This window comes from Roseibium sp. (genome assembly GCF_965229775.1).
Classification (GTDB): domain Bacteria; phylum Pseudomonadota; class Alphaproteobacteria; order Rhizobiales; family Stappiaceae; genus Roseibium.
The window spans coordinates 2,125,327-2,139,106 of the sequence record NZ_OZ245929.1; the positions used below are offsets into that span (position 1 = coordinate 2,125,327).

General features: G+C 59.7%; 11 protein-coding genes. 9 read left to right on the forward strand and 2 right to left on the reverse strand.

From position 1 onward, the window contains the following. Positions 1 to 45: 45 nt before the first annotated feature. Positions 46 to 1,014, forward strand: a complete 969-nt coding sequence (locus tag ACO07N_RS09705) for a helix-turn-helix transcriptional regulator (protein WP_421980820.1) — start codon at positions 46 to 48, stop codon at positions 1,012 to 1,014. A gap of 321 nt (positions 1,015 to 1,335) precedes the next feature. Here the strand turns inward: ACO07N_RS09705 and ACO07N_RS09710 are convergent, their stop codons facing one another. After that, on the reverse strand, positions 1,336 to 2,352 hold the full coding sequence (locus ACO07N_RS09710; RefSeq protein ID WP_421980821.1) for a 2Fe-2S iron-sulfur cluster-binding protein: 1,017 nt from the start codon (positions 2,350 to 2,352) through the stop codon (positions 1,336 to 1,338). A gap of 30 nt (positions 2,353 to 2,382) precedes the next feature. Then, positions 2,383 to 4,170, reverse strand: coding sequence for an ethylbenzene dehydrogenase-related protein (locus tag ACO07N_RS09715; RefSeq protein WP_421980822.1), 1,788 nt, complete (start codon positions 4,168 to 4,170; stop codon positions 2,383 to 2,385). Between the two features lie 681 nt (positions 4,171 to 4,851). Between ACO07N_RS09715 and ACO07N_RS09720 the strand changes: the two genes are divergently transcribed. From ACO07N_RS09720 to ACO07N_RS09755, 8 genes are all read left to right on the forward strand, one after another. Continuing rightward, complete coding sequence (locus ACO07N_RS09720; RefSeq protein ID WP_421980823.1) at positions 4,852 to 6,222, forward strand: V-type ATP synthase subunit B; 1,371 nt, start codon at positions 4,852 to 4,854, stop codon at positions 6,220 to 6,222. Further along, positions 6,222 to 6,845: a V-type ATP synthase subunit D gene (locus tag ACO07N_RS09725; protein ID WP_421980824.1), complete on the forward strand. Its 624-nt coding sequence runs from the start codon at positions 6,222 to 6,224 to the stop codon at positions 6,843 to 6,845. Before ACO07N_RS09720 ends, ACO07N_RS09725 begins: the two co-directional genes overlap by 1 nt. Beyond that, positions 6,842 to 8,635: a V-type ATP synthase subunit I gene (locus tag ACO07N_RS09730; RefSeq protein ID WP_421980825.1), complete on the forward strand. Its 1,794-nt coding sequence runs from the start codon at positions 6,842 to 6,844 to the stop codon at positions 8,633 to 8,635. The genes ACO07N_RS09725 and ACO07N_RS09730 overlap by 4 nt, the downstream gene beginning before the upstream one ends. Further along, a complete protein-coding gene (locus ACO07N_RS09735; protein WP_306142732.1) occupies positions 8,632 to 9,081 on the forward strand; it encodes an ATP synthase subunit C in 450 nt (149 codons plus the stop codon). The genes ACO07N_RS09730 and ACO07N_RS09735 overlap by 4 nt, the downstream gene beginning before the upstream one ends. 9 nt (positions 9,082 to 9,090) lie before the next feature. Continuing rightward, on the forward strand, positions 9,091 to 9,792 hold the full coding sequence (locus ACO07N_RS09740; protein WP_421980826.1) for a hypothetical protein: 702 nt from the start codon (positions 9,091 to 9,093) through the stop codon (positions 9,790 to 9,792). Positions 9,793 to 9,794: 2 nt separating this feature from the next. Next, complete coding sequence (locus tag ACO07N_RS09745; protein WP_421980827.1) at positions 9,795 to 10,541, forward strand: hypothetical protein; 747 nt, start codon at positions 9,795 to 9,797, stop codon at positions 10,539 to 10,541. Beyond that, positions 10,538 to 12,385 carry a V-type ATP synthase subunit A gene (locus ACO07N_RS09750; protein ID WP_421980828.1) on the forward strand — a complete coding sequence of 616 codons (1,848 nt, stop codon included), beginning with the start codon at positions 10,538 to 10,540 and terminating at the stop codon, positions 12,383 to 12,385. Before ACO07N_RS09745 ends, ACO07N_RS09750 begins: the two co-directional genes overlap by 4 nt. A gap of 318 nt (positions 12,386 to 12,703) precedes the next feature. Beyond that, a complete protein-coding gene (locus tag ACO07N_RS09755) occupies positions 12,704 to 13,693 on the forward strand; it encodes an ABC transporter substrate-binding protein (RefSeq protein WP_421980829.1) in 990 nt (329 codons plus the stop codon). The last annotated feature ends 87 nt before the right edge of the window (positions 13,694 to 13,780 follow it).

Consider the following 13,780-nt stretch of genomic DNA (forward strand, 5'->3'; position numbering starts at 1 on the left):
ATCAAGTTTGGTTCAGACTGTCCTTCCCGGTAAGCGTGCCCTGAAATGCAGATTGGCGATTTTTCATCAAAAGATCCGTCTGAACTCGAAATGGCCCTAGTGCCATGGCACCTGTTGGTCGACTGCGACGGTTCCGCGAACCGGTCTTTTGAGTTTGAGTACGCGTCCTTTCCCGGAATGACCTTGTGCCATGAGACCTACAACAGTGGCATGAGACTGATTGGTATGCCGCCCCAAGATCAACTCATTTTGGCAATTCCAGTTTTCAATCAGGGGAAAGCTAGTTTTTGCGGTCAAACTACTAAATCTGGTCACCTTTATTCGGTGACAGACGACCTATACGAAGCGAAGTATCAGGGTGACCTGGAAATTTTCAGCGTTCAATTGGACCTTTCATTTCAATTTGAGCCATCCCTTGCACTATCAGTAGAAAAACTACTCGCCAAAAGCCGAAGTTTTGCAATTGGTTCCTCGCAGGTAGAGATATCACGTCTATATGGAGCGATACGCGATGTTTTTCGTATTTCGCCGAATGAGGTTTCCAATCACACGCAACATCGGATAGACACAATGCAAGATAGCATTGAACTAGCAATCTCGAGCGCCGTGCTGCCGGGAAATGAAACCACGCTAGCTGGAAAACCGGGAGCACAATCCGCGGCAGTTTCCGCCGCATTGGAATATCTTCGAGCCATAGAAGGTGAATGCATTTCGGTTCGGGACCTATGCAGTTCCGCGGACGTCAATGAGCGTACGCTCGAACGCGGTATCCGCGATCAATTTGACTGTACAGTGATTCAACTTCTTAAGAAGTGGCGACTTCATGCTGCGCGTCGGCGCTTCAGAGCTTCCGGCCCAAATGACACCAGCGTCAGCAAGGTAGCTATGTCCCTCGGTTTCTTTGATCTCGGTCGCTTTGCCGCTGCTTATAGACAGTTGTTTGATGAGTACCCGTCTGCAACATTGGCTGGACCAACCAGAACAATAAGCCCTCATCTCACGGCGCGGCGTTAAACAATCCAACCTCCAGAAATTGCGCGGCCGTAAGTTCGGGATCTCAAAGCGGTCTTTGGATTTCATGTTCTCAGATGGCCGCAATAGGCCGAAAATGGTCCCTGCTCAGCGAATGTTGGGCGATGTAAGAAGCCTGACTTTCCGGCTCGATTCGAAATCCGCAAACCCATTTCGGGACGAGGTGAAGCTCATGTCACAAAAACTTGGGCAGATTGTCGACTTCTGTCTAAGTTGTTGTAATTTTTGAAGACAGCTGGATGGCAGCCCAACGCTTCGCGAAGTCTTATGCTCCTCGCGAAACTTAATACGCTTCCCTACCACCTATCCGGCGGTGGCTGCGGCAAAAGGTGTCTTTGCCTTGCGAAGCAGGGACGACGCAAGCAGCTTCAGATTGCTGCTTTCCTCTGCCACGAAGAACGGGTCCGCATAGAACGTAGCGCCGGCCTGCCGGGCGACGTCCCGCGTTGCTTCGACATGCGAGGGCGCGCCTGCCGAATAGATCACGTGGTCAGGCGTCAACTCCCCGAGCAATTCGTAGGGCCGGGCTGTCATGACGGTGTCGCCGTCTCCATCGCTCGCCGTCAGCGTCACGGAAACGCCGCGGTTGCGAAGCCAGCGGACGGCATCGCGCATGTAAAGGCCGTCCCGTGTCCTGGAACCGACGACCAGTCTCAGGTCCCGGTCCGGCTGACCCAGGATCGCAGCCACCGCGATCGCCCAGATCGGTGCGAAGCCGGTTCCGGTCGATGTCAGCACCATCGGTTCCGGCTGGCGCCTCAAAAACCCGTTGCCGAACGGGCCACGCAGCTTGACCTTGTGCCCCGGCGCGATCTCCGTGCCGAGTTTCGAGGACACGATGCTGTTGGGATACACCTTGATGTGAAAGACGACCACGTCCTCTTCCGCATCAAGGTTGAGCGGCGTGGTCGGGCTGTAGTCCCGTGCCGGGTAGCCGGAAAACGTCGCCCGAAGGTACTGCCCGGGCAACCAGGTGACCGGCCTGACCGTTTTGACCCGGACTTCCAGATAGTCGTCCTTGATCGTGCGGATGCTCGCGACCGTGCCTTTCACCGTCTTCACGATGGGCACGGGGTCGTACGAAATCTCCGCGTCACCTTCCAGAACGGCGAGACATCCCAGAACGGTACTTTTTTCTTCTGTCCCGAAGGCATCGACATTTCCGTTGAGCACGCGCACGCGACAGGTCTCGCATTGTCCCGAACAGCAGTCATGCGGCAGGACCAGCCGCCCGCCGAGGCCCGCGTCAATCAGTGTGTCGCCGACATTCGCCTTTATCTTCTTTCCGTTGATCGTAACGGTGCAGGTGCTTTTCGACATGAGGTGTGTCCGTACTGGTGCGTTGCTTTGTCAGTTGAATGTCAGGCGAACCGGCCGGGAGTGGCGCGTGTGCCGGGTCTGATTGTGATCGAACACGGAGAGCCAGACGAAAAGACCGTCTTCCATGGGAAGGTCCTGGTGGTTTCCCGTGTCCATGTCCCTGATCACTTCAAGCGTCCAGAAGCCGTCCTGCCATTTGGCGCCGCCGTCGAGATCGGCACGGCTGCCCAGATATTCGCCCGTGATCAGCACGCCGGGAATGACGGTGCCGATCGGGATATCAGCGTCTATTTCCTCTGAGTAAGGAACGCTCTCGGCATCGAACATCCACCACTGCGACCCTTCGTCGTCTGTTGCTTCAATCGACAGGTCGAGATGTCCCATCAACCTTGCCGTCTCTTTGTAGTCAACGGGTAGACGCAGGACATCCACGGCGCCCTCGTAGCTGGACCCCGGCCGTTTCTTGTAGTTGTAGACGTAAAACGACTTGCCCTCGTCCGCGCCATACCCGGCGCTGTAGCGCTTCTTGCCGGCGACCTGGGCTTCGTTCGGTTCGACGGGCGTGCCGAACCACATGTCGTCGACCTTGCCCAGCATGCCGCCGCGCGAGGCCTTCCACTGCCAGACATCGATGAGGCTGCCGTCTGTCGTGTAGTGCAGGCCGCGTTTGTGCAGGGAAGCCGGCTTGTCGCCCAGGGGCTTGGGGCCCATATGAGTGGAATCGCCGCCGCCAAACGCGTCCGTTTTTGAAAAGGCGACCGAGAACTTGTCTTCGTAATAGGCCGTCTCGTCGGAAATGTCGGCCCGGTTGTTGAGCATCCGCCAGCCGCCTTCTTCCTTGATGAGCGGATGCCTTTTCAGCGACCGGTTCGCATCTTCCCAGCGGAACGCAAAGGCAATCTTGTCGCCGACCTGTGCCGCGCGAACCTCGACGGTGGACTCGCCCGTACCTTCCAGCCCGGCGCCCTGATGCGTGCGGACGAAGACCGGCCGCGCGTCCTGCCACGCGGCATCATCGAGCACACCGTCCAGTTTCGGCAGCGCCGATGCCTGCGAGACATAAAGATCCCCCCGGGTGCCGAAGTCGAGTGCAACGGCGGCGGCGATCACCACGGCGCCGAGCGCCAGCGATTTCAGCAGCGGGTGCCGCCCCATTCCGGGGAAGTACCTGAGAGGCTGCGGCCTGAACAGGCGCAGAAGTTGAACAAGGCCGCCATAGAAATAGTGCAGGACGACATGTGCCACGATGTAGCCCAAGACGGTCAGTGCGGAAATGTAATGCACGGTCACCCACAGGCCGCCGTGTCCGAGATAAAGGAGAACACCCGTCGCGGTCAGCGTGAGCACGGCGCCGAACAGGATCCAGTACGCGATGACGTTGACGGCCGCGATGCGCAGCTTGTTGCTCGCCGGCAGAGACAGGACGACGACCTTCTTGGATGAGATGCGCCGCTTCAGCCGCGCCGCCGACATGTAGGCCGCATAGGCAAAGATCAGCGCCAGCACGAACACCGCCGACAGATAGTGCCATGTCCAGATCTCGCCCTGGGGCAGGATCGGCTCGAACAACTTGGAGAACCAGGCTCCCTCTGCATCCGCAGACAGTCTCAGTCCGGTTACGAGACTGGTCACGATCGCGACGACAAGCGTCCAGTGAAGCAGGATCGTGCCCAGGTCGCTTCGCACAACAGCTTTTTTGTCGTCCGGGTCGCCGGACGACTGACCCGTTCGCGCGTGGTGCGCGCTTGAAATCTTGCGTTTTGTCGAGGTTGGCGGCGGGGTGAGTTCCAGGCTGTGGTCGTTTGCTTGGTCCGTCAATTTGCTCTCCACACACGCATCGATAGCAAGAACCCCGACAGCATCCGGATTCGAGCAAAACTTGTTTTTTTCTCTAGCAGCAAGTTAACAGAACATTAATTTAACAAAAAAAGAAATAGAAAAGTTGATTACATACCCAGGTTTATGCAAATCAGGTTTTAATGAATGCATTGATTCAGTTCTAAAGTTACGTATGGGAAGTTATAACTAATAATTGTATACCGGGTTGTATCTGTTTCTGGAAAAATGCCTATTGTTTCGGTGCAGCGGGCACGAATACATCTGCTATTCTGCGCAGGCTTCGTGTTTGAACTTTTGCCTCAAGGGCATTCTGCCGGGTGGCCGTCGCGAACGCCGGTTGCAGCAATCGCCTCCGTGTTGACTGGAACGCGGCGGTGCTCGGGACCGTGCAGCGGGGTGGGGCAAAACGGGTTAGGTGCAAAATTGGACACCGTCTGCGCGATCAGGCACGTGCCGGAAATGATCCAGGTCATACGCACGTCGTCGTTTCTCGGTTAACTTCGTTCAGGTTGATGTCTCAAGCATCTGGTTTTGGTGCCCCAGGTTGTATCGAAACTGCAATGGTGCCTAAGATATCGCTTCAGGGTGGGGTCTGAACTGTTCCCGGACCTCTCGCTTAAGGATTGAGTTTTAACGCCTTTCATCCCCGGGGGAGTATCAATGCTCGTCTCTCATACCCGCATTGTCGACATTGTAGGCGACATCATCCGGATACAGGTGTCGGCATCCGGATCCGACTCGGAGGGGCGGCCGTGTCTGGGGGATCTGGCGCTGGTGGAAACAGGCGAGGGCGCATCGTCGCTGGCCCAGGTGATCAACATCGAATCCGACATGGTGTCGCTGCAGGTCAATTCCGGCACAAAGGGTTTGGCTAACAACGCGTCAGTCCGTTTTCTCGGCGAAGCCGCCAAGGTCACCTATTCCGACAATATCCTGGGCCGTGTGTTTGACGGCGCGGGCCATCCGATCGACCAGGGCCCGGACCTGTCGAGCGACCCGACCGTGCCCATCGGCGGACCGTCCGCCAATCCCATGAAGCGTGTCCTTGCATCGCGCATGATCCGCACGGATGTGCCGATGATCGATATCTTCAATTGCCTGGTCGAAAGTCAGAAAATTCCGATTTTCTCCGTGTCCGGCGAGCCTTACAACCCGTTCCTGGCACGGATCGGCATCCAGGCGGACGCGGATATCGTCGTCTTCGGCGGTCTTGGACTGATTTTCGATGACTACGCGTTTTTCAGAAAGCAGTTCGAGGACGCAGGTGTCTTTCCGCGTACGGTGATGTTCATCAACCAGGCATCCGATCCCGTCGTGGAACGGCTGCAGGTTCCCGACATGGCGCTGGCTGTCGCCGAGAAATTTGCCGTAGAGGAAGGCAAGCGCGTGCTTGTGCTCCTGACGGACATGACCGCCTTCGCCGATGCCATGAAGGAAGTGTCGATCGCCATGGAGCGGGTGCCCGCGAACAGGGGATATCCGGGAGATCTCTACTCCCAGCTTGCACGGCGTTACGAAAAGGCCTGTGACTTCAAGGGGTCGGGGTCCGTGACCATCCTCACGGTGACGACCATGCCCGGCAACGACGTCACGCATCCCGTGCCGGACAACACCGGTTACATCACCGAAGGACAGTTCTATCTCCACAGCGGTGTCATCGATCCCTTCGGCTCGCTGTCCCGCCTGAAACAGCATGTGATCGGCAAGGTTACCCGGGAAGACCACAACCAGATCATGAACACGATGATCCGGTTCTATTCCGGTGCCCGCGATGCCGAACAGAAGCAGTCCATGGCCTTCGAGCTTTCGGACTATGACCACCAGCTGCTCAAGTTCGGTGCGCTTTTCCGCAAGCGGTTCATGGATATCGAGGTGTCCAGGCCCCTCGAGGAAGCCCTGGACCTGTGCTGGCAGACGCTCGCCGAGTGCTTTGAACCGGAACAGCTCCTCATGAAGCAGGGGCTGATCGACAAGTATTTCCCGAAAAAGCCGACGGAGACAGTCGGGAGTGATGACGAGGCGGTCGCCTGATGGCCCGTCTCGCGCTGAACAAGTCCTCGCTCGCCCGGGAGAGCACACAGCTTGCCGAGTACCGGCGTTTCCTGCCGTCCCTGGAACTGAAGCGCCTGCAGATCATGGCAGAGCGCGCCAAGGCGAAGGAGACCCTTGCCCGTCTCGAGCGCGACTACGAGCAGCGGTTCACGGATCTGGCGGCGTCCTTGCCGATGATCGCAAACAAGCACGTTCCGCTTGAAGGGCTGGTGACACTGAAGCACGTCGTGCGCAGCGAGCAGAACCTGTCGGGAACCATCCTGCCGGTTCTTGACGACATCGATGTCGAGACGAAGCCCTACTCGCTTCTGGCGCGCCCGCACTGGATCGATCCCTATGTCGAGGGCATGCACGATCTCTTGCGTCTGAACCTCGAACGGGACGTCGCGCGCGAGCGCATTGCGAAGCTCGTCGAGGCCGAGGCGGTGATCTCAAGAAGGGTCAACCTGTTCGAGAAGGTTCTCATCCCGCAGGCCGAACGGAACATCAAGAAGATCCGCATGGCGCTTGCCGACGCGGAACGCGACGCGGTTGTGCGCGCCAAGATTTCCAAACGCAAGACAGCTGCCAGGAGCGCTGAGGAAAGGATGGCTGAGCTGTGACCATCGTTCCGCTCACAAAGGTCAGTCTGGTCGGCATTCTGGACGACAAGGATGACGTGTTGGAAGCAGCCCAGTCGTTCGGCATGCTTCACCTGATCCCGTTGAGTTCGGCGCAAAAGGAGCTTGAGGCGGTTCCTGCCGGACTTGGCCGCGAATCCGTCGAGGCCTTGCGCTGGCTCGTGGAGTGTCCCGTTCAGCGGCGTCCCGTGACCGAACCCGATGATTTCGATCTGGAAACGGTGGTCGCGCAAACCTTGTCCAATCGGAAAGCTCTGAAGGCGTGCCGGGACCGGCTCGAACAGCTGGACCGCCGGATCCGGGATGTCGAACCCTGGGGTGAGTTCAGCTTCTCCGATCTGGCGGAAATCGGTGACAACAGGCTTTGGTTTTATGTCGTGCCGGCGGGCAAGCTGAAACAGGTCGATCCGGCGGGCAAGATCATGGAAATCGTGCACCGGGACAAGTATCGGGCCTACGTCGTCCTCTTGTCTCCGGAGGAACCGCCGGCCGGCGCCATGCCGGTGGCGCGCGTTCATGTCGGCGCGCTGTCGCTCTCGCAACTCAGACGCCGGTACGAACAGGCTGCGGTCGAGCTGGAAGAACTGGAGCTTCAGCGGCAGCTCCTGACGAAATGGCGTTTCCTGCTGGCCCGGAACCTGGCCGCCGCGCGCGACCAGTCGCGCCGCCGGCGCGCGGCACTGGAGACCGCGGACAGCGAGCGGCTGTTCGTGATGCAGGCCTGGGCGCGAAAGGATCAGAAGGACGAGATTCAGCATCTCGCCGACAAACTCGGTCTCGCCGTCCTGTTTGACGAGGTCTCCGATGAAGACAAGCCGCCGACCCTTCTGGAAAACGCGCGGCCGATGAAAGGCGGCGAAGACCTGGTCGAGTTCTATCAGACCCCCGGATACCGGGACTGGGACCCGTCCGCCATCGTCTACGTGTCCTTCATCCTGTTCTTCGGCATGATCATGACCGATGCCGGCTACGGGCTGCTGCTGCTGCTTCTGCTCTTCCTGTTCCGCCGGCGCTTCACCGGATCTCCGCTCGGGCAGCGGCTGTTCCGCATGTCCGCCTGGCTCATGGTCTCCACGACGGCCTTCGGTGTCGCAACCGGCAGCTATTTCGGCATTGCGCCATCACCGGACAGTTTTCTCGGGCACCTCAAGGTCATGAACCTGAAGGATGTCGACACGATGATGAAGATCACGCTGACGATCGGCGTGGTCCACATCGTCCTCGCCAATCTGATGCGCGCGGTGCACGAAACGACGCCGAGCGGACGGTTCCAGCCCCTGGGCTGGTGCCTCGTTGCGCTGGGCGGGCTTGGCACATTCCTGGGGCAGGCGACGATCCTGGCCAAAATGGGCCCGGCCGCCGTCGTTGCCGGATTGCTCATGGTCGGTTTCTTCGGCAGCGACCGCAAGGTGGATTCGGTCAAGGCCGGCGGCTTGCGGCTCTTTGACGGCCTGGCGGCGCTGGCGCGCATCGTGAACATCTTTTCCGACGTCCTCAGCTACATGCGCCTGTTCGCACTGGGCCTGGCGGCCGCGTCGCTGGCGGAAACCATAAATTCGCTGTCCGGGCAATTGAACCAGGCCGTGCCGGGGATCGGAATTCTGATCGCCATCCTGGTTCTCGCGATCGGCCACGCCATCAATATCGGGCTCGGTCTGATCGCGGGCTGCGTCCACGGACTGCGCCTGAATGTCATTGAGTTTTTCAATTGGGGTCTGAAAGACGAAGGCAAGCCCTTCCGGTCTTTCAAGAAAGAGGAGACACGCCTGTGAACGAATTCGTTGTGGCTCTCGGTTGGTTTGGACTTTACGCGCCGGTGGCGCTTGGCGCGATCGGCAGCGCCTGGGGGTGCGCGCTCGGCGGCAGCGCCGCGATCGGCGCCATGCTGGACAGCGATGGCGGCTATGGCCGGTTCATCGGTGTCTCGCTCATGCCGTCGTCTCAGGTGATCTACGGCATCGTCATCATGTTCTCCTTGCAACAGTCGAGCGTGGACGCGGCGAACGGAGCGGCGCTCTTCGGGATCGGCGTGCTGTCGGGTTTCACGATGATGATCACGGGCATCCGCCAGGGCGAGGTTCTTGCTTCGGCGATCCACGCGTCCAAGGCGAAGCCGGAGATCTTCGGCATATCGCTGGCGCCGGCGGCGGTGCTGGAGGGCTTCTCGGTTTTCGCACTGGTCTTTGCGCTGGTTCTGGCCGGCTCGATCCCGAGTTAGGAGGCGGTCATGTCCAAGGAAAACGGATCGGCAGATCTGGAAAATGCCGCCGGGGCCGGCGTTCAGGCCCTGATTGACCGGCTGAAGTCGGAAGGGGTCTCAGCCGGACAGTCTGAAGGCGACGAGATCCTCGCCAAGGCCAAGGCCAAGGCGGACGAGATCGTGTCGGCAGCGCAGAAACGCGCCGACGCACTGCTTGCCGAGGCCAGGGCGGAGGCCGCAAAGGAAAAGGCGGCGACCGAGGACGGCCTCAAGGTCGCGGCGCGCGATCTGGTTCTGAGCCTCAGGAATGAGCTGGGTGACCGGATCCAGCAGGAAGCCGGACGCCTTGTCGGCACGACGCTCGGCGACGAGAAGTTCCTGGAAAAACTCATCCTGGCGATGGCAGCCAACGCGAAGGACAACGCCTCGGTCGTCGACACCGAACCCATGGAGATCGTGCTTCCCGAGAAGGTGGTCACCTTCGAGGAACTGAAGCAGTCGCCGGAGGCGGTCGAGCCCGGAACCCTGACGCATTTTGTCATCGCTCTGGCCGGAGAGGCCTTGCGCGACGGCGTCACCTTCTCCACGGCCCCTGGCTTTGACGGGATCAAGGTGAAGCTGACAGACCGGAATGTCTCGATCGATCTGACCGAAGAGGCGATCGCCACCTTGTTGAAGCGCCATCTGCAGCCGCGTCTGCGGGCAGTGATGGAAGGGGTGCTCAGGTAGTCATGTCCCACCCGCACCAGTACATTTCGCTTGTCACCAGCCTGCCGCATCTGGGGGACCTTTTCACACGGAAGGAAGTGCCGATTTCACAGTTCCGGTTGAAGCAACGTCTGTCGATGCTCGAGGATGAGCACGAGCATTTGCTGAAGGAACTGGTCGAAATCACGGCCTGGGCGGGGGTTGCCAGATACGACGCGGACCTTGAGGTCATCGCGCGCGCGAAACAGGTGATGGACGATCTCAAGGACTATCCGGACCTTCAGCACCTGGTCGGCACCCGCATGGAAACCCGCACGCTGATCGCAGCCCTGCGGCGGCGGCATGCGGGTCAGGAAACGCCGGGTGATGTAGCCGCATGGGGTTACGGCCGGTGGTCGGGCCGGATCAGGGCTAACTGGAGTGATCCGTCCTTCGGCCTTGGGCATTTCATGCCCTGGATCGCGGAGGCGCATCGGCTGATGCGGGCCGGGGACCACATCGCTCTTGAGCGGCTGACACTGACCCAGGTGTTCCGGCAGCTTGATCACTATGGCGCGCTGCACGAATTCGATTTCGAGGCCGTGGCCATTTATGTGCTGCGCTGGGTGATCGTCGAACGCTGGTCCAGATACGGCGAAGAGGATGCCAAGGCACGGCTGCAGGCGCTTGTGGCGGCAGCGCTCGGCGAAACCGAAACGCCAACACCGATTGCAGTGGAAAACGATTTACTTTCAGACAAGACGCCATCATTTGAGGGAGCCTCTTCATGACAAGCCATGTCCAGCTTCCGGAGCCCACAGCCCAGATCATTGCCGTTCAGGATGATCTGGTGACGCTTGCCCCGCTTGAGGATGCACCGCTGATCAAGAACGAAGTGGTCTACATCATTCCGCATGGTCCCGAACGCGACGGCAAACCGCGCGAGTATCTCAAGGCGGAAGTGCTGCGCGTGCGCGGCAAGTCGGCCGAGGCCCAGGTCTTTGAAAGCACAGCGGGTGTAAGGGTTGGCGACAAGGTCATCCAGAGTGGCGAAATGCTGTCCGTGGCCCTCGGTCCGGGCCTGCTCAGCACCGTGTTCGACGGCCTGCAGAACCCGCTGGCAAATATCGCCGCCGAACACGGGTTTTTCCTGCCGCGCGGCGTCCTGACCAACGTGCTCGACGAGAACAGGAAGTGGGCCTTCGAACCGGCGGTGAAGTCCGGCGACCCGGTCAAGGCGGGCGACACGCTCGGCACCGTCCCCGAAGGCCGGTTCGAACACAGGGTCATGGTCCCGTTTGCGCTGCGCGGAAACTGGTCGGTAGAGCGTATTCGTGAAGGCACGTTCACGATCAGCGAGATTGTCGCCACGCTGAAAAACGACCGCGGCGAAACCCGGGACCTCACCATGGTGCAGCACTGGCCGGTGCGGCGCGCGATCCCAGAAGGACTGGTCAAGGCCGGGCAGAGCGAACGTCTCTATCCGAGCGAACCGCTGATCACGACATTGCGCCTCGTCGACACGTTCTTTCCCATCGCCCGCGGCGGGATGGGCTGCATCCCCGGCCCCTTCGGTGCGGGAAAAACGGTTCTGCAGTCGCTGATCTCACGGTTTTCCGCGGTCAACATCGTCATCGTCGTTGCCTGCGGCGAACGTGCGGGCGAGGTGGTCGAAACCATTACCGAGTTTCCGCATCAGCCGGACCCGTCCGGCGACGGCACGCTGATGGACCGGACCGTCATCATCTGCAACACCTCGTCCATGCCGGTGGCGGCGCGCGAGGCGTCGATCTATACCGGCATCACCCTCGGCGAGTATTACCGCCAGATGGGATATGACGTCCTGCTGATCGCCGACAGCACCTCGCGCTGGGCCCAGGCAATGCGCGAGACCTCGGGACGCCTTGAGGAGATCCCGGGAGAAGAGGCCTTCCCCGCCTATCTCGATTCCTCGATCAAGGGCATCTATGAGCGGGCCGGTGTCCTGAAGACGGCCAATGGCGATACCGGCAGCCTGACCATGATCGGCACGGTGTCGCCTGCGGGCGGCAATTTCGAGGAGCCGGTGACCCAGTCGACCCTCGGCACTGTCAAGACCTTCCTCGGGCTCTCGTCGGAACGGGCCTATAAGCGCTTTTACCCCGCGGTCGATCCGCTTCTGTCCTGGTCCCGCTATCACGCGCAGCTTGGTGACTGGTACGCCGACAACATCGGTCCCGACTGGGTGCCGAGAGTGGAGGAGATGATCGACCTGTTGCGCCGGGGAGACGAGATCACCCGCATGATGCAGGTGACCGGGGAGGAGGGCGTTTCCACCGAGGATTTCGTGCTGCAGCAAAAAGCGCTCTTCCTGGACATGGTCTATCTCCAGCAGGATGCGTTCGACGACGTCGATGTCTCCGCGCCCCTGACGCGCCAGCAGGAGACGTTCAATCTCGTGTACAGGATCGCGACCACTGGCTTCGCGTTCGAGGACAAGGACGCCGTGCGCAAGTTCTTCACCGAGCAGACATCCTTGTTCAAGAACCTCAACTACTCTGCGGATGGCAGCAACGAGCGCAAGGAAATGCTCGGGCGCATTGAAGCATTGCTGGAGGAAGCTCCGGGCGTTCTGGACACGGCCGCGTCGGCTTGATCACAAGGGCAGTCATGCGTGTCCGGGTGGCGGGTGAATCCCCGCGCCACGCCGCCCGGCGTGCAAAATTGCATGGAAATGGGGCTTGACCAAAAAATAACCTTGACCAGCAGTGCGGCAGCTTTCTAAATTTTCTTGACCATTTGGTCAGATCGGTTGTCGAGAAGGCAGAATGCCCCTACGGTCGGGTTTGGCCAATTTACTGCAGTCACAGCAAACGGTTGGGACCCGTTTGACGGAACGGCTTGCAGAGGTTGACAAAAACCAGAGAAGGGCCCGGCCAGCAGCGCAGGGTTCAAAACAAGTAGGGGAATGGCAATGAAGACGTTGAAAAGTCTTGCGCTTGTATCTGCATTGGGAGCAGGCCTGATTTCAGGTGCGGCCCAGGCGGCCGACGAGCTGACTTTGCAGCTTAAGTGGGTCACTCAAGGCCAGTTTGCAGGTTACTACGTTGCGAAAGACAAGGGATTTTATGACGAGGAAGGGCTTGATGTGACCATCAAGCCGGGCGGCCCGGACATCGCGCCGCCGCAGGTGATCGCCGGTGGCGGCGCCGACGTGATCATCGACTGGATGCCGTCGGCATTGGCCTCGCGCGAGAAGGGCGTGCCGCTCGTCAACATCGCACAGCCGTTCAAGAAGTCCGGCATGATGCTGACCTGCCGCAAGGACACGGGCATTGCGTCGCCGGAAGACTTCAAAGGCAAGACGCTCGGTGTCTGGTTCTTCGGCAACGAGTACCCGTTCCTGTCCTGGATGAGCCAGCTCGGCATTCCGACCGATGGCAGCGATGGCGGCGTGACGGTTCTGAAGCAGGGCTTCAACGTTGATCCGATCCTGCAGAAGCAGGCCGACTGCATCTCGACGATGACCTACAACGAATTCTGGCAGGTGATCGACGCGGGCATTCCGGAGGACGAACTCGTTGTCTTCAAATATGAAGACCAGGGTGTCGCGACACTGGAAGACGGCCTCTACGTTCTGGAAGACAGCCTGGAAGATCCGGCCATGGTCGACAAGCTCGCCCGTTTCGTGCGCGCGTCCATGAAAGGCTGGGCCTACGCGGCTGAAAATCCGGAAGAAGCTGCGGAAATCGTCCTCGAAAACGACGCAACGGGTGCCCAAACCGAAAAGCACCAGATCCGCATGGTCGGTGAGATCATCAAGCTGGTCGATGGCTCCGACGGGAAGCTGGACATGAGCGCCTATGACCGCACGGTCAAGTCGCTGCTTGCCGGCGGGTCCGATCCGGTCATCACCAAGGAGCCGGAGGGCGCAACGTCCACGGCGGTGACGGACAAGCTCTGAGACGGTTTTGAAAACCTGACATCAGCGACGAAAAGGCCGCCTGCCCGGGTGGCCTTTTTGCTTTATACAGGATCACGCGCAGCCGAA

Bases quoted from the DNA above. Each gene is read 5' to 3' on its own strand.
- ACO07N_RS09720 (WP_421980823.1), top strand. From the start codon at position 4,852: ATGCTCGTCTCTCATACCCGCATTGTCGACATTGTAGGCGACATCATC.
- ACO07N_RS09710 (WP_421980821.1), bottom strand. From the start codon at position 2,352: ATGTCGAAAAGCACCTGCACCGTTACGATCAACGGAAAGAAGATAAAG.
- ACO07N_RS09755 (WP_421980829.1), top strand. From the start codon at position 12,704: ATGAAGACGTTGAAAAGTCTTGCGCTTGTATCTGCATTGGGAGCAGGC.
- ACO07N_RS09745 (WP_421980827.1), top strand. From the start codon at position 9,795: ATGTCCCACCCGCACCAGTACATTTCGCTTGTCACCAGCCTGCCGCAT.
- ACO07N_RS09750 (WP_421980828.1), top strand. From the start codon at position 10,538: ATGACAAGCCATGTCCAGCTTCCGGAGCCCACAGCCCAGATCATTGCC.
- ACO07N_RS09725 (WP_421980824.1), top strand. From the start codon at position 6,222: ATGGCCCGTCTCGCGCTGAACAAGTCCTCGCTCGCCCGGGAGAGCACA.
- ACO07N_RS09705 (WP_421980820.1), top strand. From the start codon at position 46: ATGCAGATTGGCGATTTTTCATCAAAAGATCCGTCTGAACTCGAAATG.
- ACO07N_RS09740 (WP_421980826.1), top strand. From the start codon at position 9,091: ATGTCCAAGGAAAACGGATCGGCAGATCTGGAAAATGCCGCCGGGGCC.